The 26,819-nt window shown below is 72.8% G+C and carries 24 protein-coding genes and 1 tRNA gene; 9 read left to right on the forward strand and 16 right to left on the reverse strand.

The window, feature by feature from the left end; genetic code table 11:
- Positions 1-24 precede the first annotated feature (24 nt).
- From ACFWEJ_RS03460 to ACFWEJ_RS03490, 7 genes are all read right to left on the reverse strand, one after another.
- Positions 25-3,975, reverse strand: a complete 3,951-nt coding sequence (locus tag ACFWEJ_RS03460) for a DUF4082 domain-containing protein (RefSeq protein ID WP_377227811.1) — start codon at positions 3,973-3,975, stop codon at positions 25-27.
- A 178-nt stretch (positions 3,976-4,153) separates the two neighbouring features.
- Positions 4,154-4,759, reverse strand: a complete 606-nt coding sequence (pth, locus tag ACFWEJ_RS03465; protein WP_377227812.1) for an aminoacyl-tRNA hydrolase — start codon at positions 4,757-4,759, stop codon at positions 4,154-4,156.
- 220 nt (positions 4,760-4,979) lie between these two features.
- Positions 4,980-5,591, reverse strand: a complete 612-nt coding sequence (locus ACFWEJ_RS03470; RefSeq protein WP_377227813.1) for a 50S ribosomal protein L25/general stress protein Ctc — start codon at positions 5,589-5,591, stop codon at positions 4,980-4,982.
- A gap of 220 nt (positions 5,592-5,811) precedes the next feature.
- On the reverse strand, positions 5,812-7,017 hold the full coding sequence (locus tag ACFWEJ_RS03475; protein ID WP_377227814.1) for a GtrA family protein: 1,206 nt from the start codon (positions 7,015-7,017) through the stop codon (positions 5,812-5,814).
- Between the two features lie 78 nt (positions 7,018-7,095).
- Positions 7,096-8,079, reverse strand: a complete 984-nt coding sequence (locus tag ACFWEJ_RS03480) for a ribose-phosphate diphosphokinase (protein ID WP_377227815.1) — start codon at positions 8,077-8,079, stop codon at positions 7,096-7,098.
- On the reverse strand, positions 8,079-9,656 hold the full coding sequence (gene glmU, locus ACFWEJ_RS03485; RefSeq protein ID WP_377227848.1) for a bifunctional UDP-N-acetylglucosamine diphosphorylase/glucosamine-1-phosphate N-acetyltransferase GlmU: 1,578 nt from the start codon (positions 9,654-9,656) through the stop codon (positions 8,079-8,081). The genes ACFWEJ_RS03480 and glmU overlap by 1 nt, the downstream gene beginning before the upstream one ends.
- Positions 9,657-9,750: 94 nt before the next feature.
- A tRNA-Gln gene (locus tag ACFWEJ_RS03490) sits at positions 9,751-9,825 on the reverse strand.
- 221 nt (positions 9,826-10,046) lie between these two features.
- On the opposite strand from ACFWEJ_RS03490, the gene ACFWEJ_RS03495 reads away from it, so the two are divergent.
- Both ACFWEJ_RS03495 and ACFWEJ_RS03500 read left to right on the forward strand, forming a co-directional pair.
- The gene (locus ACFWEJ_RS03495) at positions 10,047-10,649 is read left to right on the forward strand and encodes a TetR/AcrR family transcriptional regulator (RefSeq protein ID WP_285105724.1); all 603 of its coding nucleotides are present in this window, start codon (positions 10,047-10,049) and stop codon (positions 10,647-10,649) included.
- Positions 10,650-11,271: 622 nt separating this feature from the next.
- Complete coding sequence (locus ACFWEJ_RS03500) at positions 11,272-11,946, forward strand: class I SAM-dependent DNA methyltransferase (RefSeq protein ID WP_377227816.1); 675 nt, start codon at positions 11,272-11,274, stop codon at positions 11,944-11,946.
- Positions 11,947-11,955: 9 nt separating this feature from the next.
- Here the strand turns inward: ACFWEJ_RS03500 and ACFWEJ_RS03505 are convergent, their stop codons facing one another.
- A complete protein-coding gene (locus tag ACFWEJ_RS03505; protein ID WP_377227817.1) occupies positions 11,956-12,999 on the reverse strand; it encodes a maleylacetate reductase in 1,044 nt (347 codons plus the stop codon).
- A gap of 101 nt (positions 13,000-13,100) precedes the next feature.
- Here ACFWEJ_RS03505 and ACFWEJ_RS03510 point away from each other — a divergent pair, with 101 nt between their 5' ends.
- Positions 13,101-13,604, forward strand: coding sequence for a MarR family winged helix-turn-helix transcriptional regulator (locus tag ACFWEJ_RS03510; protein ID WP_377227818.1), 504 nt, complete (start codon positions 13,101-13,103; stop codon positions 13,602-13,604).
- Positions 13,605-13,717: 113 nt separating this feature from the next.
- Here ACFWEJ_RS03510 and ACFWEJ_RS03515 read toward each other — a convergent pair whose 3' ends face one another.
- Entirely contained in the window at positions 13,718-14,134 is a 417-nt protein-coding gene (locus tag ACFWEJ_RS03515; RefSeq protein ID WP_377227819.1) for a hypothetical protein, read from the reverse strand.
- 158 nt (positions 14,135-14,292) lie between these two features.
- Here ACFWEJ_RS03515 and ACFWEJ_RS03520 point away from each other — a divergent pair, with 158 nt between their 5' ends.
- Positions 14,293-15,507 (forward strand): CynX/NimT family MFS transporter, encoded by a 1,215-nt coding sequence (locus tag ACFWEJ_RS03520; protein WP_377227820.1) that lies wholly within the window; start codon positions 14,293-14,295, stop codon positions 15,505-15,507.
- 56 nt (positions 15,508-15,563) lie between these two features.
- On the forward strand, positions 15,564-16,871 hold the full coding sequence (gene lat, locus ACFWEJ_RS03525) for an L-lysine 6-transaminase (RefSeq protein WP_377227821.1): 1,308 nt from the start codon (positions 15,564-15,566) through the stop codon (positions 16,869-16,871).
- A gap of 83 nt (positions 16,872-16,954) precedes the next feature.
- Here lat and ACFWEJ_RS03530 read toward each other — a convergent pair whose 3' ends face one another.
- From ACFWEJ_RS03530 to ACFWEJ_RS03540, 3 genes are all read right to left on the reverse strand, one after another.
- Positions 16,955-17,638: a hypothetical protein gene (locus ACFWEJ_RS03530; RefSeq protein WP_377227822.1), complete on the reverse strand. Its 684-nt coding sequence runs from the start codon at positions 17,636-17,638 to the stop codon at positions 16,955-16,957.
- Position 17,639: 1 nt separating this feature from the next.
- Positions 17,640-18,170, reverse strand: coding sequence for a peptidoglycan-binding protein (locus tag ACFWEJ_RS03535; protein ID WP_377227823.1), 531 nt, complete (start codon positions 18,168-18,170; stop codon positions 17,640-17,642).
- A gap of 131 nt (positions 18,171-18,301) precedes the next feature.
- Positions 18,302-19,021 carry an SDR family NAD(P)-dependent oxidoreductase gene (locus ACFWEJ_RS03540; RefSeq protein WP_377227824.1) on the reverse strand — a complete coding sequence of 240 codons (720 nt, stop codon included), beginning with the start codon at positions 19,019-19,021 and terminating at the stop codon, positions 18,302-18,304.
- Between the two features lie 53 nt (positions 19,022-19,074).
- On the opposite strand from ACFWEJ_RS03540, the gene ACFWEJ_RS03545 reads away from it, so the two are divergent.
- Entirely contained in the window at positions 19,075-19,617 is a 543-nt protein-coding gene (locus tag ACFWEJ_RS03545; RefSeq protein ID WP_377227825.1) for a MarR family winged helix-turn-helix transcriptional regulator, read from the forward strand.
- Positions 19,610-20,596 carry an LD-carboxypeptidase gene (locus ACFWEJ_RS03550; protein ID WP_377227826.1) on the forward strand — a complete coding sequence of 329 codons (987 nt, stop codon included), beginning with the start codon at positions 19,610-19,612 and terminating at the stop codon, positions 20,594-20,596. The genes ACFWEJ_RS03545 and ACFWEJ_RS03550 overlap by 8 nt, the downstream gene beginning before the upstream one ends.
- 2 nt (positions 20,597-20,598) lie before the next feature.
- On the opposite strand, the gene ACFWEJ_RS03555 is transcribed toward ACFWEJ_RS03550, so the two are convergent.
- Both ACFWEJ_RS03555 and ACFWEJ_RS03560 read right to left on the reverse strand, forming a co-directional pair.
- The gene (locus ACFWEJ_RS03555) at positions 20,599-21,066 is read right to left on the reverse strand and encodes an Lrp/AsnC family transcriptional regulator (protein ID WP_377227827.1); all 468 of its coding nucleotides are present in this window, start codon (positions 21,064-21,066) and stop codon (positions 20,599-20,601) included.
- The gene (locus ACFWEJ_RS03560) at positions 21,063-22,934 is read right to left on the reverse strand and encodes an ABC-F family ATP-binding cassette domain-containing protein (RefSeq protein ID WP_377227828.1); all 1,872 of its coding nucleotides are present in this window, start codon (positions 22,932-22,934) and stop codon (positions 21,063-21,065) included. Before ACFWEJ_RS03560 ends, ACFWEJ_RS03555 begins: the two co-directional genes overlap by 4 nt.
- 102 nt (positions 22,935-23,036) lie before the next feature.
- Between ACFWEJ_RS03560 and ACFWEJ_RS03565 the strand changes: the two genes are divergently transcribed.
- Positions 23,037-24,026, forward strand: coding sequence for an acetylxylan esterase (locus tag ACFWEJ_RS03565; RefSeq protein WP_377227829.1), 990 nt, complete (start codon positions 23,037-23,039; stop codon positions 24,024-24,026).
- Between the two features lie 86 nt (positions 24,027-24,112).
- The gene (locus ACFWEJ_RS03570) at positions 24,113-24,922 is read left to right on the forward strand and encodes an acetylxylan esterase (protein WP_377227830.1); all 810 of its coding nucleotides are present in this window, start codon (positions 24,113-24,115) and stop codon (positions 24,920-24,922) included.
- 27 nt (positions 24,923-24,949) lie between these two features.
- Here ACFWEJ_RS03570 and ACFWEJ_RS03575 read toward each other — a convergent pair whose 3' ends face one another.
- Positions 24,950-25,900: a 4-(cytidine 5'-diphospho)-2-C-methyl-D-erythritol kinase gene (locus ACFWEJ_RS03575; RefSeq protein WP_377227831.1), complete on the reverse strand. Its 951-nt coding sequence runs from the start codon at positions 25,898-25,900 to the stop codon at positions 24,950-24,952.
- Entirely contained in the window at positions 25,897-26,805 is a 909-nt protein-coding gene (gene rsmA, locus ACFWEJ_RS03580) for a 16S rRNA (adenine(1518)-N(6)/adenine(1519)-N(6))-dimethyltransferase RsmA (protein WP_377227832.1), read from the reverse strand. The genes ACFWEJ_RS03575 and rsmA overlap by 4 nt, the downstream gene beginning before the upstream one ends.
- Between the last annotated feature and the right edge of the window lie 14 nt (positions 26,806-26,819).

Raw genomic sequence — 26,819 nt, forward strand, 5'->3', positions numbered from 1 at the left:
GCGTCCGCCTCTCCTGCGTCGTCCCTACTGGTCGGTGAACACCGGGTCCACCCAGTACCCGGAGCTCTGCCAGGTGTACTGCGGAAACCCGCCGCCGTAGAGGTAGGTGCCGGCGTTCGCGGGCGCCGTCAGCGGGCCGACGGTGCGTGCCGCGGAGAAGTAGCCCGACCCTGCCGCGTAGCCGCCGTTCGGCGCGAGGTAGGACACGGTGTAGGTGCTCCCGGCGGTGACCGCCACCCGCTGCGCGAGCGTGACCGTCTGCCAGCCGTCGCTCCCGCCCGACGCCGCCTGGGCCGTCGCCAGGCGCGTGCCCGCGGAGTTCCACACCGACACCGTCTGGGTGCCCGTGTTCGCCGGCCCCCGGTAGAAGCGCACGGCCGTGACGAAGCCGCTGCGGCTCGCCGTGAACCGCGTGCCGAGCTCCACGGCCGCGCCGTCGTCGGCGGACGCGACCGGCGGTACCGCGGCGCCGAAGATCGTGCACGGGCACTGGCCGTCGGCCGCCTTCGTGGTGAACGACCACGACGTCGGGCCGAGCGTCTGCCCGCCGGTCGTCTTCCCGGTGAACGCCGCCGTGTAGGCCGCGCCGGCCGTCAGGGCGCTCCCGGGCGTGAACGTCGCCGTCGTGCCGGAGACCGCCAGCGTGCCGGTCACCGCCGCCCCGCCGGGGCCGGTCAGCGTCAGCGTCGTGCCGGCGGTGGCCAGCGCCTGCGAGGCCGTGACCGAGACCTTGGTGCTCGTCGCCACGTCGACCGCGGAGGCGGACGGCGTCCGAGACGTGATGGTCGGGGCCGCGGCGGCCGGCTCGAACTGCACGTCGACGAGGTAGGACGAGGACGTCTGGGTCGTCGGGCGGCCGGAGCCGTAGAGGTACACGCCCGCGTTCTGCGGCGAGCTCAGGTCCCCGACCGTCCGGGTGGCGCCGAGCGCGCCGAGCGTCACCGGGTAGCGGCCCGTCGGCGCGCGGTAGCCCACGGTGTACTCCTGGCCGCCGGTCACGTCGGCGGGCGTGTCGAACGTGACGTCCTGCCACCCCTGCGGCACCGGGTCCGAGACGGTCTTCTGCGCGACCACCTGCCCGTTGCTTCCCCACAGGGTGGCCACGAACGGCCCGGCCATCTGCGTCGACTTCCAGAACTGCAGCCCGGAGACCTTGCCGGACACGCGCGGCGTGAACCGCATGCCCAGCACGACGGCGGCGTTGTCGGCCGCGGCCGTGACGCCCGGGACCGTCGTCTCGTCGAACAGGCCGCACGGGCACGTCGTGGACGGCGGGCGTAGGGTCCGGAAGCTCCAGGTGCCGCCGTCGGACAGGGTGGTGCCGTCGGACGTCTTGGCGGAGGCCACCATCTTGTACGTGGCGAACCCGGCCAGCGGGGACGACGGCGTGAAGGTGGCCGTGCGGGTGGCCGCGTCGTACGACACCGTCCCGGGGGCCGCCGTGCCGGCCTGATCGGTCAGCGCCATGCTGATCGACGACGCCACGACGCTCTTGGAGAACGTGATCCGCACCGGGGCGTCCAGGCGCACGCTGACCTCACCGGGGACCGGGGTCCGCGAGGAGGCGACCAGCGGCGAGCTGTCGTTAGTCGTGTAGACGGCGTCCACCCAGTAGTTGGCGTTGTCCCAGTTCTCGGTGGGGACGGTGCCGGGCGAGCCGTACAGGCCGGCCGGCGCCGCGCCGAACCCGCCCTCGACGGTGAGCGGCCCAGCCTCGCGGCCCTTGGTCTGGAAGGCCCACGGGGTCGAGGTGTAACCGCCGTTGGGCGCGGTGTAGGACACCGTGTACGCCTGCCCCCCGATGACGGGGACGGGGCTGGTGAACGACGCCTCCTGCCAGCCGGTCGACGTCTCACCCGTGAACTGCACCCGGGCGAGCTGCTCGCCGGACGCGCTCCACAGCGCACCGAAGTGCGTGCCCGTGTTCGCCGCCGTCTTGTGGAACCGCACGCCGCTCACGTAGCCGCTGTCCGTGGGCACGAACCGCATGCCCAGCTCGACGGCCGACGAGTCGTCGGCCGGGCCGGTCGGCGGCGTGGTGGTGCCGAACACGGTGCACGGGCAGGTCACCTGCGCGCCCACCGTCGCCACGGCCCCCATGTTCGCGGAGTCGTCGATCGCCCGGGCGCGGAGCTGTGTCGCGCCGGACCCGAAGGCCTGCCCGGTGTACTTCCAGCTCGCCCGGCCCTCGGCGGGGTGCCAGGACTTGCCGCCGTCGAGCGACACCTCGACGCCGGCGACCTTGCCCGCGGCGTCCGTGGCCGTGCCCGTGACGGTGACGCTCGCCCCGCCGCGGTAGGTCTGCCCCGCGGCCGGGCTCGTGATCTGGGTGGTCGGCCCGGTGGTGTCCGTCGTCCTGCTCGCCGGGGTGATGCCGGAGGCGAGGGTGCCCGGCTGGATGCCCATGTCCGCGAAGAGGTTGACCGTCGCCTGGCGCATCCGCGAGTCGGCGGGCGCGCCGTTGCCGTCGTGCTCCTGGTCGAGGCCCCAGGCCCACTGCACCGTGCCGGCGGAGAACACCAGGGCTCCGCTCGTGGCCTTGTACAGGGTGATGGTGTGCTTCGTGACGCCGGGCGCCACCGTGTTGCCGAAGTCCTGCAGGTACTCGGGCACGTTGCCCACCGTCGTCGACATGCGGATCAGGCCCGCCGGTCTGAAGCCGTTGTCGAGGTCCTCGTTCGACTCGTACCCGACCGTGTGCTGCGCGAGCGCCTGGGAGGTCCCCGCAGGCAGGCTGTTCAGCGTCGTGCCGCGCCAGATGCGCAGCTTGCCGTCCTCGGACGTCACCGTGAGCGGCAGGTCCGAGTAGTTGGTCGTGTAGAGGGTGCCGATCACACCGTTCTCGGGCTTCCCTGCGCCCGCGGCCGAGCTCGCGTACCGGGGGTCGCGCCAGGTCCCGGTCCACTCGCTGGACGGGTCGATCTTGGCCCGGCCCCACGTCTCCTTGTAGGACACCAGGGTGCGGTGGTCGGACGGCGTGCCGGCGGCGGACGGCTCCCAGCGCGTGTGCCAGTACATGTCGTTCCCGGCGAAGAAGCCGAGGTGCACCCCGGCGTCGCGGGCCCGTTCGACGGCGGTCCGCTGCGCAGCGGACCAGTACTCGTCGTGCCCCACGGACAGGAAGGCCTTGTGGTCGAGCAGCCGTGCCCCGTCGCGGTCGGTGTCGACGCCCGAGATATAGGTGACGTCGTAGCCGTTCTGCTCCATGAACCGGACCATCGCGTACTCGGCGCTGAAGTAGAAGTCGCGGCCGTTCTCCAGGCCGCGGGTCGCGAAGGGGCGGTTGTAGCTGAGCTTGTAGGCGCGCCCGTTGGCGCCGCCGGTGTAGAAGCTGGACCCGCCGTACGTGTTGTAGGCCTGCCACGTGGTGTCCGACGTCTGGAAGACGACGTCGGAGGTGGACCCGTCGTCGCGCACGACGAACGTGATGTGGCTCTGGCCGCCGGTGTCGGTCCGGGTCAGCAGGGCGATGTACACGCCTGACACCGCCGTGGTCGGCACGTCCCAGCCCGCGGAGACGCCCCAGCCGCCGCAGTCGACCAGCTCGGTCGTCACGTCCCAGGCGCACTCCGGCTGCCGCTGCGGCAGCGTGGCGCTCGGCGTGACCGACGCGATCTTGCGCGCGCCGAGCCCCTGGTACCAGCCGGTGCGGTAGATGTCGATCGTGTAGGCCCGGGCGTCGGTGTCGATCTTGAACGAGACCCGCTTGCCCGTGTCCACGCTCATCTCGGTGGCGAAGCCCTGGATGCTGGCGTCGCCGGACCGGTCGATGTCCCACACGTCGGGGGACGTGCCGGGCTTCGAGTTCTCGCACATGACCGGGTTGCTCCCGGGTGCGCACGGGTCGGCCGCGGACGCCGCGGGAACCACCGCCAGCAGCGCTGACGAGGCCGCGAGGACGGCGACGACGAAGGCCGCGAGGGGCCGACGGCCCCGGCGGGTCCGGTGTGACGAAAGTGCGAAGGTGCTGCCCACATCGCCACCCTAGGAGCGCCCATGCCGGTTGGGCCCAGCCAGGACGGCATGATCACCCGCGGTTCACCCGGTTGCCTACAGCGCTGTCAGAACCCTCCGGGAACGACGGATCCCCAGGTCAGCGATGCGACCTGGGGATCCGGAGACATGCGGCGCGGGACGTGCGGCGCGGGCGGGCTCAGGCCTTGGCGACGTGGTACTTGCCCTGGGCCGCGAGCAGCCCCTCGGTGAGCAGCATCTCGACGGCGTCTGCGGCGTCGTCGACGAGGATCGGCAGGTCCTTCTTCTCCGTGCCGCTGAAGTCGCGCAGCACGTAGTCCGCCGTGTCCATCCGCCCGGGCGGGCGGCCGACGCCGACGCGCACCCGGTGGTACTCCTTGGTGCCGAGCGCCTTGGTGGTGTCGCGCAAGCCGTTGTGGCCGCCCTCGCCCCCGCCGACCTTGAGCTTGATGGTGTCGAAGGGGATGTCCACCTCGTCGTGCACCACGACCACGTGGTCGGGCTCGACGTCGTAATACTTCGCGAGCGTGCTGACCGGGCCGCCCGAGGTGTTCATGTACGTGGTCGGCTTCGCCAGGATCACGCGGGGTCCGGGGGCTCCGCCGGGCAGCACCCCGAGCCGGGCCTCCGCGACGACGGCCTGGGCCCGGGCATGCTTCGAGAAACGCGCGCCGGTGCGCTCGGCCAGCAGGTCCAGCACCATCTGCCCCACGTTGTGCCGGTTGCCGGCGTACTTGGGGCCAGGGTTGCCGAGCCCGACGACGAGCCAGGGCCGGTCACTCATGTCATGTTCCCTTCACGACGGCGTTCACGGGGCGGGGCTGCCGCACCGCGCCGGGGACGGCACGGCGGAGGCCGCACGGCGGAGACAGGTCGGGCCGAGGTGGAACCCGCGCCGCGCACGATCCTCTCGTGCGCGCGTCAGGACGTTCCACCTCGGCCCGTCATACCTCGGCCCGGTACGTCCCGGCTCAGGCCGGGACGCTCCGGGGTACGGGAGGGGCTCAGCCCTCCGAGGACGCCTCGGCGGCCGAACCGGCGGACTCCGCCGACTCCTCGGCCTCGTCCGGGCTGGCCTCGCCGCGCGGCTCGGTGATGAGCACGACGACCGCGTTCGGGTCGGTGAGCAGCGTCGAGCCCGCCGGGAGGGTGACCTCGCTCGCGTGGACCTGCGCGCCGGTCTCGAGGCCCTCGATGGAGACCTCGACCGACTCGGGCAGGTGCGTGGCCTCGGCCTCGACGGAGAGGGTCTGCTCCTCGACCAGGTGGATGGTGCCCGGGGCCGACTCGCCCACGATGTTCACGGTGATGTCGACGGTGATCTTCTCGCCGGCGCGCACGACCTGCAGGTCGATGTGCTCGATGACGTTGCGGACCGGGTCGCGCTGGATGTCCTTGGCGACGGCCAGCTGGCCCTTGCCGTCCAGCTCGATGGAGAACAGCACGTTGGCCTGGCGCAGCGCCAGCATCGACTCGTGGCCCGGCAGGGTCACGTGCACCGGGTCGGTGCCGTGCCCGTACAGGACAGCGGGGATCTTGTTGTCGCGGCGGATGCGGCGGGCCGCACCCTTGCCGAACTCGGTGCGGGGCTCAGCGGCGAGCTTGATCTCGGCCATGGGAACTCACTCCTGGAAGATATGTGTGCAACTCGAAGATGGCGGCTGCGTCGGCGCGGGACACGTGACGGGCGCGGAGCGGGCACGCGGGGCGAGGTGCTGGAGGGGTACTCCGCCCGGGGCCGCCGACGGCCGCCCAGTCGATCACGGACGCCGGCCGAGTGCTTGCGGGATCAGGTCCCGCCGCGGCCGTCAGACGTCCCTCGCCGAGGCAACCTGACTACTGTACCCGCTCGTCGGCGCGATCCGCACCGAGAGGCGGTGTGACGCCGATCGCCGGCTGCGTGCGCCGGGGCTTGTAGACCACCTGGACGTGGAACACGAACCGGAGCAGGAACGCCACGACGAGCGTCACCGCCTGCACCAGGACGGGCCACATGCCCGTGTGCTCGACCAGCCACCACAGCACGGGCAGCCGGATGGCCGCCTCCGTGCCGTTGAACGCGAACGAGTGCGCGAACCGCGACCAGACGCCGCGGCCCTCGTCGCGCAGGTCCCGGAACACGAAGCGTTCCTGCAGCAGGAAGTTGATCAGGATCGTCACGACGGCGGAGATCACCGCCGCCTGCACGTAGTGCACGCTCAGCGCGGTGAGCAGCCACAGGATGAGGATGTTGAGCACGGCCCCGAAGCCGCCGATGATCGCGAACCGCGACATCCGCCCGAACCGCAGCGCCGCGAGCTGCTCCAGGTAGCGCAGCCCCGTCCTGAAGGTGGCCTTGGAGTGCCCGGCGTACCGCTCGCCGAACACGAACGGCTCCTCGCCCACGGCAAGGGTGTTGCGCGCCAGCAGCTCGAGCAGGATCTTGAAGCCGCGCGGGTGCAGGGCGTCGAGGTCCAGGCTCTCCACGCGGGCGGCGAAGAAGCCGGTGAGCGGGTCGGTCACGTTCCGCAGCCGGACCGGGAACATGGAGCGCGCCAGCAGGGCCGAGGCGATCGAGACGCCGTGCCGCCACCAGCCGTCCAGGCCCCCGGCGTCGCCGTCACCCGTGTACCGGGACGCCACGACGAGGTCGAGGCCCGCCTCCCGCCCACGCGTGACGAGTGCGGGCACGAGCTCCGGCGGGTGCTGCAGGTCGCCGTCCATCACCACGGCCCACTCGGTGTCCACCGTGCGCAGCCCGGCCACGACGGCGCCGCTGAGCCCGCCCTGCGGCGTGTCCCGGTGCAGCAGCCGCACCGGGACGGGTGCGGTGGCCGCCACCTCGCGGATCCGGTCGGGGGTGTCGTCGTCCGAGTCGTCGACGAAGAGGATCTCGGCCAGCTCCGGTGCCCCCACCGGAGCGGGGCCGCCCTCGGGTCCCTGCGGGACGCCGGGGCGGCGACCGTCGTCGGGCAGCACCCCGAAGGCGGCGCAGAGCCGCTCCGTGAGCGCGGCGACGTTGGGTCCCTCGTTGAACGTAGGGACCACGACGGTGACGGTCACTGACCCTCCCAGATCGATGTCAAGACACGGTCCTCCGTTGACCGTGTCCGAGTCAAGTGCCCCGCTCGGCGGCTCGGCTCAGGAGTTGCCGTCGAACAGCGAGGTGACGGACCCGTCGGAGTGCACCTCGTTGATCGCGGAGGCCAGCAGCGGCGCGATCGAGAGCACCTTGAGGTTCTCGAACCGGCGGTCCTCCTCGATCGGCAGGGTATCGGTGACCACGACCTCGCGCGCACCGCACTCGGTGAGGCGCTGCGCGGCCGGGCCGGACAGCACGCCGTGCGTCGCCGCGACGGTCACGGACTTGGCGCCCGCGGCCATGATCACCTTGACGGCCTCGGCGATGGTGCCGCCGGTGTCGATCAGGTCGTCCACCAGCACGCAGTCCCGGCCCTGGACGTCGCCCACCACGCGGTTGGCGACGGACTGGTTGGGCCGCGTGACGTCGCGCGTCTTGTGCACGAACGCCAGCGGGCCGCCGCCCAGCTTGGAGGCCCAGATCTCGGCGACGCGGATGCGGCCGGCGTCGGGCGAGACGACGGTCACGTTCTCGACGTCGACGCGGGTGCGCACGTAGTCGACCAGGATCGGCATGGCCCACAGGTGGTCCACTGGCCCGTCGAAGAAGCCCTGGATCTGCGCGGTGTGCAGGTCCACGCTCATCAGGCGGTTCGCGCCCGCCGTCTTGAACATGTCCGCGATGAGCCGGGCCGAGATCGGCTCGCGGCCGCGGCTCTTCTTGTCCTGCCGGGCGTAGCCGAAGAACGGCGCGACCACGGTGACCGAGTGCGCCGAGGCGCGCTTGGCGGCGTCGACCATGAGCAGCTGCTCCATGATCCACTGGTTGACCGGCATGGTGTGGGACTGGAGCAGGAACAGGTCCATGCCGCGTACCGACTCGCTGAAGCGGACGTACGTCTCGCTGTTCGCGAAGTCGTACGCGGACACGCCCAGGAGGTCGATGCCCAGCTCCTTCGCGACGTTCTTCGCCAGCTCAGGATGCGCTCGGCCCGCCGCCAGGACGAGCGGGTGGCGGTTGGGTCCGGGAACGGTGCTGGACATCAGTGCGACTTTCCTTCCTCGTCGGCCCCGGGTTCTGGGGCCTGGTCGGCCGGTCCGGCCTGGGTGGCCGCGGCCTGCGGGACCGTGGGGGTCCCGGCTGCGTTCTGCTGGGCAAGCTGTCGCTGTGCCTGGTCACCGAGGCCGGACGGCGCGCTGGCCGACGCCGCGGCGTCGGCCGCGGCCGTGCCCGGCCGACGACGGCCGACCCAGCCCTCGATGTTGCGCTGCTGCCCGGCGGTGACCCCGAGCGCGCCCGCGGGCACGTCCCGGCGGATCACGGACCCGGCAGCGGTGTACGCGCCGTCACCCACGGTCACGGGTGCGACGAACATGTTGTCCGCGCCGGTGCGCGCGTGCGAGCCGATCACCGTGCGGTGCTTGTGCACGCCGTCGTAGTTGACGGTCACCGACGCGGCGCCGATGTTGGTGTGCTCGCCGATCGACGCGTCACCGACGTAGGAGAGGTGCGGGACCTTGCTGCCCTCGCCGATCTCGGCGTTCTTGGTCTCGACGAAGGTGCCGATCTTGCCCTTGCGGCCCAGCTTGGTACCGGGGCGCAGGTAGGCGAACGGGCCGACGGAGGCGTCATCGCCGATGACGGCGAGCGTGCCGTGCGTGCGGATCACCGTGGCGCCGGCGCCGACCTCGACGTCGGTCAGCGTGGTGTCCGGGCCGATCGTCGCGCCCGTGGCGACCACGGTGGCGCCCTTGAGCTGCGTGTTCGGCAGGAGCGTGACGTCGGGGGCGAGCTCGACGTCGACGTCGATCCACGTGGTGGCCGGGTCCTGGACGGTGACGCCCGCGCGCTGCCACTCCTCGACGACGCGGCGGTTCATCTCGCGGGCGAGGACGGACAGCGCCACGCGGTCGTTGACCCCCTCGACCAGCATCGGGTCGTCGGCGAGCAGGGCCCGCACGTGCAGGCCCTCGGAGCGGGCGAACGCGACGACGTCGGTCAGGTAGACCTCGCCCTGCGCGTTCTTGCTGTCCAGCCCGTTCAGCCCGCGGCGCAGGGTGACGGCGTCGAACACGTAGACCGAGGAGTTGATCTCCAGGATCTCGAGCTGGTCCACGCTCGCGTCCTTGTGCTCGACGATCTCGAGCACGTCCCCCGTGTCCTTCTCGCGGACGATCCGGCCGTAGCCGGTCGCGTCGGCGACCTCGGTGGTGAGGATGGTGACGGCGTTGCCGTCCGCGTGGTGCGCGGCGAGGAGCTGGCCGAGCGTGGCGCCGTCGAGCAGCGGGACGTCGCCCGCCACGACGACGACCGGCCCCTCGATGCCCTCGCCCACGACCTCGCCGTCGGCGAGCCCCGCGGCGGCGGCCGCGGCCTGGGCCTTGGCGTCGAGCGCCGCCAGGGCGCACTGCACGGCGCGGCCCGTGCCGGGGATGTCGTCCTGGTCCACCAGGATCGCGCCGGGGTCGAGCTGTGCGACGGCCTCGGCGACCAGGTCGCGCTCGTGCCGGACCACCACGGCGACCTGCGCGGGCTCGAGCTCGCGAGCCGCGGCCAGCGCGTGCCCCACCATCGGCTTGCCGCCGAGCGGGTGGAGGATCTTCGGCAGCGCTGACTTCATGCGGGTGCCCTGGCCGGCGGCAAGAACGATGACTGCTGCCGGCTGAGGTGTCTCGGTCACGAGTGCTCCGATCGGTGGGTTCGTCAGATCCGGATGGCTCCGCCCCCAGGATTCGAACCTGGACTAAAGGCACCAAAAACCTCTGTGCTGCCGATTACACCAAGGCGGACCGGGCGCGCGGGAGGCTCCGTCGTGACCCGAGGCGGGCGTGTGCCACCGTCGCACGTCCGTGAACAGTCTGCCAGGTCCCGGGGCATGCCCCATGCCGGACGGGTCGAGTCGTCAGCCACATCCGCGGCGCGGGCCGCCCGGCCGCGACACGCCCCGAACCGGCACTCGGGCACAATGAACCCCATGGCCGCCGAAAACCGACGTACCCATCGACCTCGCATGACGGCCAGCCAGCGGCGTGAGCAGCTGCTCACGGTGAGCCGCGGCCTGTTCGCCCAGAAGGGCTTCGAGGGCACGAGCGTGGAGGAGATCGCGGCCCGGGCCGAGGTCTCCAAGCCCGTCGTCTACGAGCACTTCGGCGGCAAGGAGGGCATCTACGCCGTGGTCGTGGACCGCGAGGTGCAGGCCCTGACCCACGCCCTGACCGGAGCCCTCGGCTCCGGCGGCCACCCGAAGGTGCTGCTGGAGCGGACGGCGCTGGCCCTCCTCGACTACATCGAGTCGTCCGAGGACGGGTTCCGGATCCTCGTGCGTGACTCCCCCGTCGCCCAGGCGACCGGCACGTTCTCCAGCCTGATCGGCGACGTCGCCACCCAGGTCGAGGCGATCCTGGAGCCGCAGTTCCGGGAGAACGGGCTGGACACCAAGGCCGCCCCGCTCTACGCGCAGATGCTGGTCGGGATGATCGCGCTCACGGGCCAGTACTGGCTGGACGCGCGCAGCCCCCGGAAGACCGAGGTGGCGGCGCACCTGGTGAACCTGGCCTGGAACGGCCTGCACAACATGGAGAAGAAGCCGGCGCTGACAAAGATGTCGCGCTGAGGCTCCGGCCCTCCACACACTGACGCAACGTCAATATCGGGCGGCGAATTGCCGCGGACCACTGAAATGCCCGGTGTCGTCAAGTCGGTTTGCGCGGACGCAACAATGTCTGCGCCAGCGCAAAAGAACGAACGCCCCCTGCGTTGAATACGCAGGGGGCGTTCGCTTTGGCTGGGGATGTTGCTCACGCCGCTATAGCGGCGTATTCCCTGCTCAGAGACCCAGAAGGACGCGGATCTGCGCCAGGGTGATGCCGAGGGAGTCGAGCAGGGTCGAGACGATGTCAACAACAGACATGGTGCTTTTTCCTTCCGGAAAACGGGAATCACAGGATGATCACCTGCGAGCGGAACAGTGTTCGCGTTCCATACATTAAGCACACGACACGGACTCTGCAACGGGAAATGGATATTCGGGTTTAATGCGCGCCCTGTTTCACCCTGTGATATTGGGGGTGAAACTGAACCATGGTCCGCCATGAAGCGGACATATTTCTGAACGAGAGTCAGTTGGCCAGGAGGAGCCGGCCGACGTCGGCAGTTGGCATCGCGAACTACCGACCTCGCCGGGGAGCCGAACGAGCACTGACGCTTGCCGGCGGTGTCGATCTAGGCTGCGGCGCGTGACCTCCTCCGAGCAGCTCGCGACCGTCCGCGACGACTACGACGACAAGGCCGAGGCCTACACCGCGTTCATCGGCGAGGCGTTCGCCGGCCAGCCCCTGAACCACGTCATGATCCAGGCGTTCGCCGACCTCGTCCGGCAGTTCGCCGGGCAGTCGGCCGGCGGCCAGGTGGCCGACGTCGGCTGCGGGCCCGGGCACGTCACCGCCCTTCTCCGGGAGCGGGGCGTCGACGCGTTCGGCGTCGACCTGTCGCCCCGGCTCGTCGCAGCCGCCCGCGCGGCCCACCCGGGCGTGCGGTTCGACGTCGGCGACATGGGCGACCTCGGTGCGCTCGGCATCGCGGCGGGTGGCCTGGCCGGGGTGGTGGCGAACTACTCCGTCATCCACACGCCGCCGGACGCGCTCCCGACGACGCTCGCCGAGCTGACCCGCGTCCTGGCCCCGGGCGGGTACCTCCTGCTGGCGTTCCAGGCGCTCGACGCCACGGACGCGGCGGCCGAGTCCTTCGACCACAAGGTGTCGCCCGCCTGGCGGTACGCGCCCGACCACGTCGTCGGCCTGCTGGGCCGGAACGGCGTGGCCGAGGTCGCGCGCCTGGTGATCGCGCCGGGCGAGGACCCGGCGCGGGGATTCCCGCAGGCGCACCTCCTGGGCCGCCGGACGGCCGGCTGAGACACCAGCTCACCACGCGGCGAGCAGCAGCTCCTCCACCGCGTCGGCGGTGACCTGGCGCGGGTTCGGGTAGGGGTCGGCGGCCACCCGCTCGGCCACCTCGCGCAGCGCGGTGCGGGGCAGGCCGAGCGCGCCGAGCGTCGTCGGGCCGTCGTGCCGGGCCGCGAGCGCCGCGACCGCGTCCGCCGGGTCACCGTTCGCGACGCGGGTCAGGCGCGCGGCCGCGTCCGGGGCGGCGACCAGGTCGAACCGCATGACGTGCGGCAGCAGCAGGGCGTGCAGCTCGGCGTGCGGCAGGCCGTAGGTGCCGCCGAGCACGTGGGCGAGCTGGTGGTGCAGCCCCATCCGCGCCTGCGCCAGGCACGCGCCCGCCAGCCACGCCGCCTCCTGGAGGCGGGCCCGCGCGTCGACGTCGGACAGCCGGTCCAGCACCAGCGGGAGCGCGGACAGGATGCCGTCCGCGGCCTCGACGCCGTACGCGCGCGTCGCGGCGCTCGCCCCGGTGTCCCACAGCGCCTCGACGGCGTGGGCCAGCGCGTTGAGGGCGGAGGTGAGCGTGAGCCCGTGGGGCATCGACAGCGTGAGCTCCGGGTCGTAGACGACGGTGCCGGGCGCGAGGGCGGGGTCGCGCCGGGTCGTCTTGACGCCGTTCTCGGTCTCCCCGAGCACGGGCGTGGCCTCCGAGCCGGCGTAGGTGGTGGGCACGGCGACCTGCGGCATGCCGGTCCGGATCGCGAGCGCCTTGGCGAGCCCGATCGCCGACCCACCGCCGATCGCGACGAGCGCGTCGGCGCGCACCTCCCGGGCCACGGCGAGCGCGTCGGCGGTCACCTCGACGGGGGTGTGCTGGGCCGGGCGTCCGAAGGTCGCGGCATGCCGCTCCCCCAGGTTCGTGGCCAGGTCCTGCGCCACCTCGGCCGACGACGGCGCCGCGACCACCAGCACCCGCCGCGCCCCGAGCCGTTCGATCTCGTCCGGCACGAGGGCTCGCGCCCCGGCACCCTGCAGCACTCGTCCGGCGTAGACCTGGTGCACCCTGATGTCTGTTCCCACGATGCCTGAGCCTACGGTCGGCGCGGTGTCGCCCACCACGGTACGCACGCCACGCGTCCGGTCGAGATTCTTGATATCGAGACATCCGGTAGCCTCTCGCCATGGAGCACACAGGTCCCGCCGACGAGGTCGACCGCATCGTCGCCGCGTGGCACCACGTGCGCCCGGACCTCGAGCTCGAACCGCTGACGGTGTTCAGCCGGGTGTCCCGGCTGGCCCGGCACCTGGACCTCGCCCGCCGCACGGCGTTCGCGCGGCACAGCCTGGAGACGTGGGAGTTCGACGTGCTCTCGGCGCTGCGCCGCGCCGGCGAGCCCTATCGCCTGTCGCCGGGCACGCTCGTGACCCAGACGCTGGTCACGAGCGGCACCATGACCAACCGGATCGACCGGCTGGAGTCGCGCGGGTTCGTCCAGCGGCACCGCTCCCCGGACGACCGCCGCGGCGTGCTCGTCGAGCTCACCGACGAGGGGCTGGCGCGGGTCGACGCCGCGATGAGCGACCTGCTCGACATCGAGGCCAAGGTGCTGACCGCCCTGTCCCCGGCGGAGCGCCCGCAGCTGGCTGCGCTGCTCCGCACGGTGACCGCTCAGTTCGACGACTGAGCCGGAGGCGCAGCGCAGGGTGGGGGCCGAGGAACGAGGCACCCGCCCGGAGCGGAACCGCAGGGTCAGGCGTCAGACAAGCAGAGTGTGATTTCCGGCCGCGCCGCCGAGCCTCAGCGGTCCCGGCTCACCATGATCTTCTCGCGGCCCACCTGGTCCGGCAGGAAGAAGAGGTCGTCGCCGTCGGCCACGTACAGGGGCAGCTCGCCCAGCTCGGCCGGCATGCCGTCGGCGTCGGTGACCGTCAGCTCGACGTGGTCCGCGGAGCTCTTCGAGTTGTACTTCCAGGTGCCCTCGATCTCGGCCGGTACGTCGCTGCCGGCCCCGTCGAGCAGCTCGTCCGGGACACCGACGGCCGTGAACGTCCGGTCCTCGCCGAGCGCCACGACGGTCCCTGCGCCGTCACCCACCCAGGAGCCGACGAACTCGGGCTCCGTGTAGTCCACCTTGCCGAGATCGAACCCACATCCCGACAGCATGAGGACGCCGACGAGTGCTCCCACCGCGGGGAAGACCTGCCGCTGATTCATTCCACACCTCAGTTGTTCCAGTCGTGACCGGTCGCCCAATCTAGCGGGAAAGCCGCAATCCCTCCTGGGGGAACCGAGGTGTCGAGCAGCACATCGTGTGGTGATGCGATGGACGCCCGGCGCAACCAACTGCCCCCGTCGCGCACAATGAACGCATCATGAGCAACATCCGCGCTGCGGCGTGCGGCTCCGCGCTGCTCGTCGCGGTACTCGTCTTCGCCCTGAACCTCCGCACCCCCATCACGTCTCTCCCGCCGGTCATGTCCGACGTCGCCGCCGGGCTGGGCCTCGACCAGACCCTGGCGGGCCTGCTGGTGGGCATCCCGGCGCTCTGCTTCAGCGTGGTGGCTCCCGCGGCATCGACCCTGATCGCCAAGGTCGGGCCGTACGCGGCGGTCACGGTCGCCCTGGTCGGGGTGATCGTGGGCACGCTGGTCCGGTCGGCCGGGTCGGGCACCGTGGGCGTGGTGGCAGCCTTCGCGGGGACCGTCGTGCTGGGCTCGGCCATCACGGTGGGCAACGTGGTGGTCCCGGTGATCATCGCGCGGGACTTCCCGGCGCGGACGGCGCCGGCCACCGGCCTGTACTCGTCGGTGATGAACCTGGGGTCGGTCTTCGCGACCTCGCTCACCGCGCCCCTCGCGGCCCTGCTCGGCTGGCGGGGTGCCATCGCGTCGTGGGCGGTCGTGGCGGTGGTCGCGCTCGTGTGGTGGAAGATCACCACCCGCCGCCTGGTCGACCGGCCCGCCGCCGTGCACGCTCCGCCCGTGGCGGAGCGGCCCGAGGAGACCTGGGCCGGTGTGCTGCGCCGTCCGATCACCTGGGTGCTGGTCGTCGCGTTCGCGGGCCAGTCCTTCTCCTACTTCGCGGTGACCGGCTGGCTGCCGGAGCTGCTGCGCGACCTGCTGGGCGTGTCGGTGACCACCGCGGGCAACGCGGCCGCGCCGTTCCAGGGGCTCGCCATCGCGGGCAGCGTGCTGGTGCCGCTCGCGCTGGCCGCCCGGGTGCCGATGCGCGGAGCCGCGGTGGTGATGGCCCTGCTCTGGGTCTCGCTGCCGGCGGGCCTGCTGCTCGCCCCGCAGTGGTGGCTGCTGTGGGTGAGCCTCGCGGGGATCGCCCAGGGCGGGAACTTCGTGGTGATCTTCACGGTGGTCGCGCAGCGGTGCCGCACCGTCGCCCAGACCCGGCGGACGGTCGCGGCCGTGCAGGCCTTCGGCTACGCCGTGGCGGCGTCCGCGCCCGCGGTGATCGGCGCGGTGCACGCGGCGTCGGGCGGCTGGACCGCGGCGCTCGTGGTGATGCTGGGGTCCACGCTGGCCCTCGGGACGGCCGAGCTGGTCGCGACCCGGCGGCGCGGCCCCGCACGGTCGTAACAGGAACTTTTCCATAGTCGTTGAAACTTGGCAGGATCATTGCCAATCTTTCCAGCATGACGACTCACCTTGAGCCCACCGCAGTGCTCCCCACCCTTCGCGAGCACCTCCTCGTCGACGGGTTCGACCTCGTCCTCGACCTCACCCGGTCGCACGGCTCCACGCTCGTCGACGCGCGGGACGGTCACGAGTGGCTCGACCTGTTCACCTTCTTCGCCTCCTCACCCCTCGGCATGAACCATCCCGCCCTGGCCGACGACCCGGCCTTCCGCGAGGAGCTCGCTGCCGCCGCGATCAACAAGCCGTCGAACTCCGACATCTACACGGTCGAGATGGCGCGGTTCGCCGACACGTTCGCGCGGGTGCTGGGCGACCCCGCCCTGCCGCACCTGTTCTTCATCGACGGCGGCGCGCTGGCCGTCGAGAACGCGCTCAAGGTCGCGTTCGACTGGAAGTCCCGCCACAACGAGGCGAACGGCCGGTCCCCGGAGCTCGGCACCCAGGTGATGCACCTGGAGCACGCCTTCCACGGCCGCTCGGGCTACACGATGTCGCTCACCAACACGGAGCCGGGCAAGGTCGCCCGCTTCCCCAAGTTCGACTGGCCGCGCATCCTGTCCCCCTACCTCGCCGAGGGCAAGGACATGGACGCCGCCGAGGCCGCGGCGCTCGGGGCCGCCCGCGCGGCGTTCGAGGCCAACCCGCACGACATCGCGGCCTTCATCATGGAGCCCATCCAGGGCGAGGGCGGCGACCACCACTTCCGCCCCTCGTTCCTCCAGGGCATGCAGGCGCTGTGCCAGGAGTTCGACGCGCTGTTCGTCATGGACGAGGTGCAGACCGGCGCCGGGATCACCGGCACCACGTGGGCGTACCAGCAGCTCGGCGTCACGCCCGACATCGTCGCGTTCGGCAAGAAGACGCAGGTCTGCGGCATCATGGCCGGCGGCCGCGTGGACGAGGTGCCGGACAACGTGTTCGCCGTCTCCTCGCGGATCAACTCCACCTGGGGCGGCAACCTGACCGACATGGTGCGCTCCCGCCGGATCCTGGAGACCTACGAGGAGGAGGGCCTGGTCGACCGCGCCCTGACCATGGGCAAGCAGCTCCAGGACGCCCTCACCGAGCTCGCCGGGCGGCACGACGGCGTGACCGACGTGCGCGGCCGCGGCCTCATGTGCGCGCTGACCCTGCCCTCGCGCGAGGTGCGCGACCGGGTGCTGGCCGCGCTCACCGAGCGGAGCGTGCTGCTGCTGGGCTGCGGCGAGCGGTCGGTCCGCTTCCGCCCGGCCCTGACGGTCACGAACGAGGCGCTGGAGGCCGGCGTCCAGGCCCTCGACGAGGCGCTCACCGCGACCCTCTGACGGGCCGGCCGCCCGCTCACGGGCGGCCCCTTGACTGACCGGTCAGGCGCTCGGGTGCCCAGAAGACCCGGGCGCCCGGCCGGTCACTCGTCCTCGGCCGCGACGCTGTCCGCGATCCGGATCAGCTCGGCCACCGAGGGCCCCGCGTTGGCCGTCGGCGTGCGGCCGATCGTGGCGAGCAGCAGGTAGGAGCCCACGTCGTCGGTCCACTCGACCCGGACCGGGCCGAACCCGTTGTTGTCCACGCGGGTCACGCGCGCCTCCAGGCCCGACTCCTTCAGGTCCTGCCACTCGACCGTCACGGTGTCGCCGGACAGCTTGCCGGACAGCTCCTGCGACCCCGGGTACGCCACATAGAGGATGGCCGACGCCGGGTGGAACGCCCCGCTGCGGACCTCCGCCTCGGACCACCCGGCGCCCGGCCGGCCGGGGAACGTCTCCGCGTTCTCGGCGCCGTCCAGGGGGTAGGTGATCCAGGTGCCGAGGTGGTCCTCCGCCGTCGTGCGGCCCATCCCCGCCGAGATCTCGGCGGGGCACTCCGCCACGGCCTTCAGCACGTCGTCGGGCACCCAGTGCGGCTGGCGCAGGTCGGCGGCACAGGTGTTCGCCGTGAGCTCCGTGGCGTCCGCCGGGACGACCACGGGCTCGTCCTCCCCCGCGCCGAGCACCATGGTGACCACCACGATGATGATGGCGCCCAGCAGCGTCACGGCCCCGCCGAGCAGCCACTCGGGCCGGATCTTCGGCTCGTCGATGGTGGTGACCACGTCAGCCCCCGCACTCGATCTCGGTGACCGCGTCCCGCGAGAGCGCGATGACCTTGTTCGAGGTGACCGGGCTCCGCGCGACCCCGGGCAGCACGTAGGAGCCCCAGTCGCAGTCGTTCTCCGCGAGGTAGGCGTCCCGCGCCCCGCCCGGCGCGGCGTAGCGGATGCGGTGGTCCGGGCCCTGGCAGCTGTAGTCCGGGTCGCAGAGCGAGACGGCCAGCGCCCGCATGGTGACCCACGTGGTGGTGTCGACGCAGCCGTCGACGGGCAGCCCGTTGTACGCCTGGAACGCCCTGGTCGCGGCCTCCGACTGGCTGTCCCAGGTGCCGTCCACGGTCTCCAGCCCGGTCGCGGCCGACAGCACGTTCTGCGCCGCGACCACCTGGCCGCCGGACGTCTTGCCGCACTCGCCGACCGGGTCGTTGGACACCCAGGTCGCGCTCGAGTTGGCCGCCTGCACCACGGCGGCGACGATCAGGGCGAGAACCACGGTGCCCCCGCCCGCCTGCAGCCAGGTTCGGGTGGTGGGCATTTCCTCGCGCTCCTTCGTGTGCCCGACGGCGGAGCCGGGCGCGGGTGCTGGCTACCCCGAGCGTAACAATTCGCACTTACACGACGGAAGCGGCGCACCGGTAGAAACCGGATTGCATGCCTTTCGATGGGCTACCGGGTCGTGTGCGCGCCGCCGTTCACGTGCAGCGTCTGACCGGTGATGTGCCGCGCGGCCGGCGAGGCGAGGAACGCGACCAGCCCGGCGACGTCGTCCGGCGTGCCGGCACGCTTGTCGTGCGTGGCCGCGACCAGCCGGCCCAGGCGCTCCTGCGTGAGCCGGCCCTTGAAGTACCCGGTGTCCTCGATGTACCCGGGCGCCACGCAGTTCGCGGTGATCCCGCGCGGCCCGACCGTCGCGGACAGGCCGGCCGTCCACGCCTGGACGGCCGCCTTGGCCACGCCGTAGGACGTGCCCGCGTACTCGGCGCCGATCGAGCCGACGGTGACGACCGCGCCGCCCGCCGGCATCCGGTCGAGGACGGCGGTGGCGACCAGCACGGTGCTGATCAGGTTCGCGTCGAGGTTGGCCCGCCAGCCGTCGGCCACCTGGGCGAGGCCCGCCGGCTCGCGCCCGTCGAAGTCCGTGTTGCCGCCGGCCATGGCCACCAGCACCTCGACGGGCGCGTCGAGCTGCGCCACGAGCGCCTCGACGTCGTCCGCCCGCCCGACGTCGCAGCGCACCCCGCGCGCGCCCGTCGCCGCCGCGGCCCGGTCGAGCCGCTCGGCGTCGCGGCCGGTGATCACGACCTGGCGCCCCTCCTGGACGAACCGGCGCGCCACCGCGCTCCCGATGCCACCCGATCCGCCGGTGACGAGTACGAGTCCGGACATCCGCTACCCCCTGGGGACGTGTACGTTTAGACCTAAACGTACAGGAGGCCAGCGTGACCGAGTACCCCTTCGACACCACGGCGGCCGTTCCGCCCGAGGCCATCGCCGCGGCGTGGGAACGTGAGCTGCCGGGTGTCCCGGTGGCCTCGATCGGCGTGATCACGCCGCTGTGGCGCGCCGCCAAGACCTTGGCGGACGAGCGCCGACGGACGCTGCGCCGGATCGGCATCGACCCCGCGACGCTCGACCTGCTCAGCACCCTGCGCCGGTCCGGGGAGCCGTGGTCGCTGACCACGCGCGAGCTCGCGGCGCACACTCTCGTCACCGCCGGCGCGATCTCGCAGCGCGTCGCCCGGGCGGAGCGCGAGGGCCTGGTCGTCCGCTCGTCCTCCGACGCCGGACGGCGGGCCGTCGCCGTGACCCTGACCGACGCCGGGCACGCGCTGGTCGAACGCGCCGTGCGGGAGCTGCTCACCCACGAGGAGGCGTTGCTGGCCGGGCTGCCGGCCGAGGACCGCCTGCTGCTGTCGGGACTTCTCGCCCGGCTCACGACCGCGCTGCGGGGCCAGATCTCGGAAGATATTTCAGATGAGTGAAAGAAAGCACCACCAGCAGGCGGCCGACCGGCCGGCAGGTAGTGTCGGCGGCATGCTGCGGCCCCTGATCAGCCCGCCGCGACTGCGCCCGGGGGACACGGTCGCCGTCGTCGCCCCGTCCGGCCCCGTCCCGGCCGACCGGCTCGACGAGGGCGTCGCCCACCTGCGGTCCTGGGGCCTCGACGTGCAGGTGATGCCCCACGTGCTGGACACGCACCCGGACCACGCCTACCTCGCGGGTCACGACGAGGCGCGGGCAGCGGACTTCCAGGAGGCCTGGCTCGACCCGGACGTGCGGGCGATCGTCGCGGCGCGCGGCGGCTACGGCGCCGCGCGGATGGTCGAGCTCGTCGACTGGGACGCGCTCGCCGCCACGGACCCCAAGGTCCTCGTCGGGTACAGCGACTGCACGGTGCTGCACCGGGCGGTCGCCGCGCGGCTCGGGCTGGTGTCGCTCCACGGGCCGATGTCCGGGACCATGTCGTTCCTCAAGTCCGACGTCGCTCGTGAGCACCTGCGGCGCACGCTCTTCGAGCCGGCGGCCACGCAGGTGCTGACCGGCCCGGACGCGCACACCCTGGTGGGCGGCACGGCCCGCGGCGTCACGACCGGCGGCTGCCTCTCGCTCCTGACGACGTCCGTCGGGACCGGCCCCACGACCCCCTCGGCCGCGGGCGGCATCGTGCTGCTGGAGGACATCGAGGAGAAGGCCTACCGGATCGACTCGTTCCTCACGCACCTGCTGCGCGCGGGCTGGTTCGACGGCGCGGTGGGCATCGTGCTCGGGTCGTGGCAGGACTGCGAGCCGGTCGAGCCCGTGGTCCTGGACCTGCTCGGCCCGCTCGGCATCCCGATCCTGGGCGAGCTCGGGTTCGGCCACGGCCCCGACCCGCTCACCGTGCCGTTCGGCGTCACCGCGGAGCTGGACGCCGACGCCGGCACGCTCACGCTGGACCACCCGGCCCTGGCGCCGCGCTGAGCTCAGTCGAGCTCGGCCGTCTGTCCCTCGAAGTACGTCTGCAGCACCACCGTCGTGCGCGTCGAGACCTTCGCCGTACGCCGGATCTTGCCGAGCAGCTCCTCCAGCGCCCGCGGCGACGCCACCCGGGCGGTGAGCAGGTAGTTCGCGTTGCCCGCCACCGAGTAGCAGGACTCGATGCCGGCCATGCCGCGCAGCCGCTCGGGCGCGTCGTCCTCCTGGGCCTGGTCCAGGGGCGTGATCTCGATGAAGGCGGAGAGCGGCAGCCCCACCGCCTCCGGGTTCACGACCGCCCGGTACCCCGTGATGACGCCGCGCGCCTCCAGCTTGCGCACCCGCACCTGCACGGCGGACAGGGAGAGCCCCGAGATCTCGGACAGCACCGCCAGCGTGGTGCGCCCGTCCTTGCGCAGTGCGTCGACGAGCGCCCGGTCGACGCCGTCGAGCGGTGTCAGATCGTTGTCGGTCATCCCGCCACCTCCGCGGCTTCCAGCCAGGCCGCCTCGAGCTCGTCCCGTTCGCTCACCAGGTCGCGGAGCTCCGCGTCCAGCCGCGCGACGGCCTGATAGTCCGTTGCCTGCTGCGCGATGTTCTCGTGCAGCTCGGCCTCCTTCTGGGCAATCTTCGCAAGTTGCCGCTCGATTCGGGAGACCTCCTTCCTCGCGGCGCGGATGTCCCGCTGGGAGAGCTCCTCGCCGCCTCCCGCGCCGGCCGACGCCGGAGCATCCGCCGTCGCCCCGGCCGTGCCCGCGCCGGACCCCGGGGCGGCCCCGGAACCGCCGTCCGAGCCGGACGCGCCCGAGCCGCCCGACGCCTTGGCCGCCGCCCGCAGCCGCAGGTACTCCTCGACTCCCCCGGGCAGGTCGCGGATGGTCCCGTCGCCGAGCAGGGCGACCTGCCGGTCGGCGACCCGCTCCAGCAGGTACCGGTCGTGCGAGACGACGATGAGCGTGCCGGGCCAGCCGTCCAGCAGGTCCTCGACGGCGGCGAGGGTGTCGGTGTCGAGGTCGTTGGTGGGCTCGTCGAGCAGCAGCACGTTGGGCTCGGAGACCAGCAGCCGCAGGAGCTGGAGCCGCCGCCGCTCGCCGCCGGAGAGGTCCCGCACCGGCGTGTACGCGCGCTCGCGCGTGAAGCCGAGCTTCTCGGTGAGCTGCGACGCGGTGAGCTCCTTGCCGTCGACGACGACCCGGCCCTTCTCCTGCTCGATCACCTCGACGGCCTTCAGGGTCCCGAGCTCGTCGAGCTCGGCGACGTCCTGCGAGAGCTCCCGCACGTGGATGGTCTTGCCGCGCTTGACGCGGCCGGCGTCGGGCTCGCGGCGCCCGGCGAGCAGGGCGAGCAGCGTCGTCTTGCCTGCGCCGTTGACGCCCACGATGCCGTACCGGTCCCCCGGGCCGAGGCGCCAGGTCACGTCGTCGAACAGGACCTTGCCCGGCACGGCGACCGACACGGACTCGAGGTCCAGCACGTCCTTGCCGAGCCGCCGCGTCGCCATGCGCGTCAGCTCCATCGAGTCGCGCGGCGGCGGCTCGTCGTCGATCAGGGCGGACGCGGCGTCGAGCCGGAACTTCGGCTTGGACGTGCGGGCCGGCGCCCCGCGGCGCAGCCACGCGAGCTCCTTGCGCAGCAGGTTGTCCCGCTTCTCGGCGGCCGTCGCGGCCTGCCGCGCCCGCTCCGCCCGCGCCAGGATGTAGGCCGCGTACCCGCCCTCGTACCCGTCGACGGCGCCGGTCCCGTCGCCGCGCACCTCCCACATGCGGGAGCAGACCTCGTCGAGGAACCAGCGGTCGTGCGTGACGACCACGAGCGCGCCCGTCGTGCCCGGGCGGCCGTAGCGCTCGCGCAGGTGGGCGGCGAGCCAGGCGACGCCCTCGACGTCGAGGTGGTTGGTGGGCTCGTCGAGCAGCAGCACGTCCGGGTCCTGGACGAGCAGGGCCGCGAGCGCGACCCGGCGACGCTGGCCGCCCGAGAGCTTCGCGACCGGGGCGTCCCAGGCGAGGTCGGCGATCAGGCCGTCGTGCACCTCGCGGACGCGGGCGTCCGAGGCCCAGACGTGTGTCTCGGCGTCGCCGTGCACGAGGTCGAGCACGGTGGCGTCCTCGGGCAGCTCGTCGCGCTGGTCCAGCAGGCCCAGGGTGGAGCCGCCCACCCGGGTGACGCGACCGCCGTCGGGCAGCGTGGCGCCCGCGAAGATGCGCAGCAGGGTGGACTTGCCCGCGCCGTTGGGGCCCACGATGCCGACGCGGTCGCCGTCGTCGAGCCCCAGCGAGACGTCCGCCAGAAGGGTCCGGGTGCCGATGGTCAGCGCGATGCCGTCTGCGCCGAGAAGATGTGCCACCTACCAAGGGTAGTCGCGCGCTACGCTCACCCCGGCCGACGGAGACCGCGCAGGAACGACTTCGCCGCCGGCACAGCAGAAGACGACGCCGAGGAGCATCACGTGGCCCAGTTCGACATGCCGCTGCCCGAACTCGAGAAGTACACCCCGGAGGTCGACGAGCCCGCCGACTTCGACGAGTTCTGGTCGACCACCCTGGCGGAGGCCCGCACCTTCGACGATGCTCCGCAGGTGGAGCGCATCGACGTGGGGCTCACCGAGATCCTGGTCGACGACGTCACGTTCGCCGGTTTCGGCGGGCACCCGGTCAAGGCGTGGCTGACGCGTCCCGCGCACGCGCCCGGCGACCTGCCCGTCGTGGTCGAGTACCAGGGCTACGGCGGCGGGCGGGGCCTGCCGCACGAGCGCATCCAGTGGGCCGCCGCGGGCTACGCGCACCTCATGATGGACACGCGCGGCCAGGGTTCCGGCTGGGGTGCGGGCGGGGACACGCCGGACCCGGTGGGGTCCGGTCCCGCGTCGCCCGGGTTCATGACGCGCGGCGTGCGCGACCCGCACGACCACTACTACCGCCGCGTGTTCACCGACGGCGCCCGCGCCGTGGACGCGGTGCGCGCGATCCCGGGCCTGGACCCGGCCCGGGTGGCGCTGAGCGGCGGCAGCCAGGGCGGCGGCATCACCATCGCGGTCGCCGGCCTCGTGCCCGACGTCGTGGCCGCCATGCCGGACGTGCCGTTCCTGAGCCACTACCGCCGCGCGGTGTCGATCACGGACAACGCGCCGTACAGCGAGATCACGAAGTATCTCTCCGTGCACCGCGACCCGGGGGTCGAGGAGCAGGTCTGGCGCACCTTCTCCTACCTGGACGGGGTGTCGTTCGCCCGGCGCGCCCGCGCGGCGACCCTGTTCTCGGTGGCGCTCATGGACGCCACGTGCCCGCCGTCCACCGTGTACGCGGCGTACAACGGATGGCGCCCGGGCGGCGCCGGCGCGGCGAGCAAGGAGATCGACGTGTACCCGTACAACAACCACGAGGGCGGGGGCGACTACCGCTTCCCGCGCAAGCTCGCATGGCTGAACAAGATCATCTGACGGCCGGGGGCCGTGGACCGGCGACCGGACTGTCGGACACGGGCGGTACGCTCCGAGCGCACGCCCAAGACCCGGAGGTACCGCCCGTGCCCGAGTACGACCTGCCGCTCGTCACGGTGGCACCGGCTGCTCCGCCCGCCACCGACGAGCCCACGGACTTCGACGCGTTCTGGGCGGCGAACCTCGCCGCCCACCGGGACATCGAGGTCGCGCCGGACCTGACCACGACGTTCGCCCACTCCCAAGACCTGAACGCGGAGACCGTGACGTTCGCCGGTTTCGAGGGCCGCCCGGTGACGGGCTGGCTCGTCATGCCGGTCGGCGCCGCCGCGACGCTGCCCGGCCTGGTCGAGCTGCGGCCGGCCGGCAGGGCTGCGGCGCGCGACCTGGAGTGGCTCGCGTCCGGCGGGTTCGCCCACCTGGTCGTCGAGATACCGCAGGACGACCTGGACGACCCGTACAACCGCGGCGTCTTCACCGACGCGTTCCGGGCGGTGCAGGCCCTGCGCACGCTGGAGAGCGTGGACCCGTCGCGCATCGCGGTGCTCGGCACGGGCCCGGTGGCGGCCGCGGCCGTCGCCGCGGCCGGCCTGCTGCCCGACCTCGCGTGCGCCCTGGTCGAGGGCGACATCCCGGCGGCGCACAAGGACTCCCTGGTCGCGTTCGCCCGCCGGGCGAGCACCCCGCTGCAGCTCACGCAGGGCGCGGGCGCCCAGGTGCTGCTGGAGGAGTGGGGCCGCAACGCCGCCCTGGCGCTCAGCGCGATGACGGGCACCGTGGAGCGGGTGGTCGAGTGCGTGCTGACCGCCGAGAGCAACCTGCCGACGCGGCGCACCCGCTGGATCACTCGGCACACGCACCTGACGAACGTCTTCGTGCCGCAGGTCGCGTACTGACCCGGTGCGCGCCGGCCCGGTGCGCGCTCAGGCGCGCATCGGGGTCACGACCTGGGTCCCGGGAGCGGGTCCGGTAGCGCACCAGACCGCGTCGACGACGTCGGACGCCGTCCACGCCGCGCCCAGCGCCAGCGCGTGCTGCCGGGACCGGCCGAGCGCCGCGACCGTGGGGCCGGACCCGGACACGAGGACGCCCAGCGCCCCGGACTCCGTGGCGACCTCCAGCACGTCGGCGAGCTCGGGCCGCAGGTCGAGGGCCGGACCCTCCAGGTCGTTGTGCAGCGCCTTGCCCAGGGCCACCGCGTCGCCGGCGCGCAGCGCGTGCATGATCGCGGTGTCGTCGGCGGGGGCCACGCGCGGCGTCGACGGCCCGGCGAGCTCGTCGAACCGGCGGAACACGCTGGGCGTCGAGAGACCCTCCCGCTGCGTCGCGAAGCACCAGTGGAACTCGCCGCGGGTCATCGCGGGCGTGAGCAGGTCGCCCCGCCCCGTGCCGACGGCGGTGTGCCCCAGCAGCGAGAACGGCACGTCGGCACCGAGCTCGGCGGCCAGCTCCACCAGGTCCGGGCGGGGGATGCCGGCCTCCCAGAGGGCGTCGCAGGCCACGAGCGCAGCGGCGGCGTCGGCCGAGCCGCCCGCCATGCCGCCGGCGACCGGCACACCCTTGGTGATGTGCAGCTGGACGTCGTCGGGCAGGCCCGTGCGCTCGGCCAGCAGCGCGGCGGCGCGCCAGGCGAGGTTGGTCTCGTCGGTCGGGACGGCGTCGGCCTGCGGGCCGGAGACGGTCAGCGAGATGCCGGCGCCGGGTGCCACCTGGGTCGCCGTCACCTCCTCGTACAGGGAGACGGCCTGGAAGATCGTCGCGAGCGGGTGGTAGCCGTCGTCGCCGACGGGACCCACGCGCAGCCCGAGGTTGACCTTGCCGGGCGCGCGGACGCGGACCGACGGCGGCGGGGCCGCTGAAAGACGCGGGATCACTCGTCCCCCTCCTGCTCTGCGGCGCCGGACGCAGGGGTCGCCCCGGCAGCCTCGGTGTCCGGGAGCTGCTCCGCGATGCGCGCGAACTGCTCGACGACGAGCGTCTCACCCCGCGCGCCCGGGTCCACGCCGGCGGCCCGGAGCGCCGCCTCGGCGGCGGCGCCGGTGCCGAACACCCCGGACAGGGCGGCGCGCAGCGTCTTACGGCGCTGCGCGAACGCGGCGTCCACGACGGCGAAGACCTGCTCGCGCGAGGCCGTGGTCGACGGCGGGTCCCGGCGCTCGAGGTACACGAGGGCGGAGTCGACGTTGGGCGCGGGCCAGAAGACGTTGCGCCCGATGGTCCCGGCGCGGCGGGCCGACGCGTACCACGCGGCCTTCACCGACGGGATGCCGTAGATCTTGGAGCCCGGGACGGCGGCGATCCGGTCGGCCACCTCGGCCTGCACCATCACGAGCACGCGTTCGAGCGAGGCGAACCGCTGCAGCATGGTGAGCAGCACCGGGACGGCCACGTTGTACGGGAGGTTCGCGACGAGCGCCGTCGGCGGCTCACCGGGCAGCGCGGTGACGTCCAGCGCGTCGGAGAGCACCACCTCGAAGTCGGCGCCCGGGACCCGGGTCCGCACGGTGTCGGCGATCTGCCCGGCCAGGACCGGGTCGATCTCGATCGCGACGACGGAGGCGCCGGCCTCCACGAGGCCCAGCGTCAGGGAGCCCAGCCCGGGCCCGACCTCGACCACCCGCTCGCCGGGCCGGAGCCCCGCGGTGCGCACGATCTTGCGGACGGTGCCGCCGTCGTGCAGGAAGTTCTGGCCGAGCGTCTTGGTGGGCCGGACGCCCAAGCGCCCTGCCAGGTCGCGGATCTCCGCGGGACCGAGCAGGGCGCTTGAGGTGTCGTTCATGCAGGTGAGCCTAA

Origin of the sequence: Promicromonospora sp. NPDC060204 (assembly GCF_042728455.1) — a bacterium.
In the GTDB taxonomy this organism is placed as follows: Bacteria; Actinomycetota; Actinomycetes; order Actinomycetales; family Cellulomonadaceae; genus Promicromonospora.

What these genes read in the sequence shown, in the direction of transcription:
- ACFWEJ_RS03520 (WP_377227820.1), top strand. Translation starts at nt 14,293, where the DNA reads ATGAGCAACATCCGCGCTGCGGCGTGCGGCTCCGCGCTGCTCGTCGCG.
- ACFWEJ_RS03470 (WP_377227813.1), bottom strand. Translation starts at nt 5,591, where the DNA reads ATGGCCGAGATCAAGCTCGCCGCTGAGCCCCGCACCGAGTTCGGCAAG.
- ACFWEJ_RS03510 (WP_377227818.1), top strand. Translation starts at nt 13,101, where the DNA reads ATGGAGCACACAGGTCCCGCCGACGAGGTCGACCGCATCGTCGCCGCG.
- ACFWEJ_RS03495 (WP_285105724.1), top strand. Translation starts at nt 10,047, where the DNA reads ATGACGGCCAGCCAGCGGCGTGAGCAGCTGCTCACGGTGAGCCGCGGC.
- ACFWEJ_RS03480 (WP_377227815.1), bottom strand. Translation starts at nt 8,079, where the DNA reads ATGTCCAGCACCGTTCCCGGACCCAACCGCCACCCGCTCGTCCTGGCG.
- pth (WP_377227812.1), bottom strand. Translation starts at nt 4,759, where the DNA reads ATGAGTGACCGGCCCTGGCTCGTCGTCGGGCTCGGCAACCCTGGCCCC.
- ACFWEJ_RS03555 (WP_377227827.1), bottom strand. Translation starts at nt 21,066, where the DNA reads ATGACCGACAACGATCTGACACCGCTCGACGGCGTCGACCGGGCGCTC.
- ACFWEJ_RS03515 (WP_377227819.1), bottom strand. Translation starts at nt 14,134, where the DNA reads ATGAATCAGCGGCAGGTCTTCCCCGCGGTGGGAGCACTCGTCGGCGTC.
- rsmA (WP_377227832.1), bottom strand. Translation starts at nt 26,805, where the DNA reads ATGAACGACACCTCAAGCGCCCTGCTCGGTCCCGCGGAGATCCGCGAC.
- glmU (WP_377227848.1), bottom strand. Translation starts at nt 9,656, where the DNA reads ATGAAGTCAGCGCTGCCGAAGATCCTCCACCCGCTCGGCGGCAAGCCG.
- ACFWEJ_RS03540 (WP_377227824.1), bottom strand. Translation starts at nt 19,021, where the DNA reads ATGTCCGGACTCGTACTCGTCACCGGCGGATCGGGTGGCATCGGGAGC.
- lat (WP_377227821.1), top strand. Translation starts at nt 15,564, where the DNA reads ATGACGACTCACCTTGAGCCCACCGCAGTGCTCCCCACCCTTCGCGAG.
- ACFWEJ_RS03550 (WP_377227826.1), top strand. Translation starts at nt 19,610, where the DNA reads ATGAGTGAAAGAAAGCACCACCAGCAGGCGGCCGACCGGCCGGCAGGT.
- ACFWEJ_RS03535 (WP_377227823.1), bottom strand. Translation starts at nt 18,170, where the DNA reads ATGCCCACCACCCGAACCTGGCTGCAGGCGGGCGGGGGCACCGTGGTT.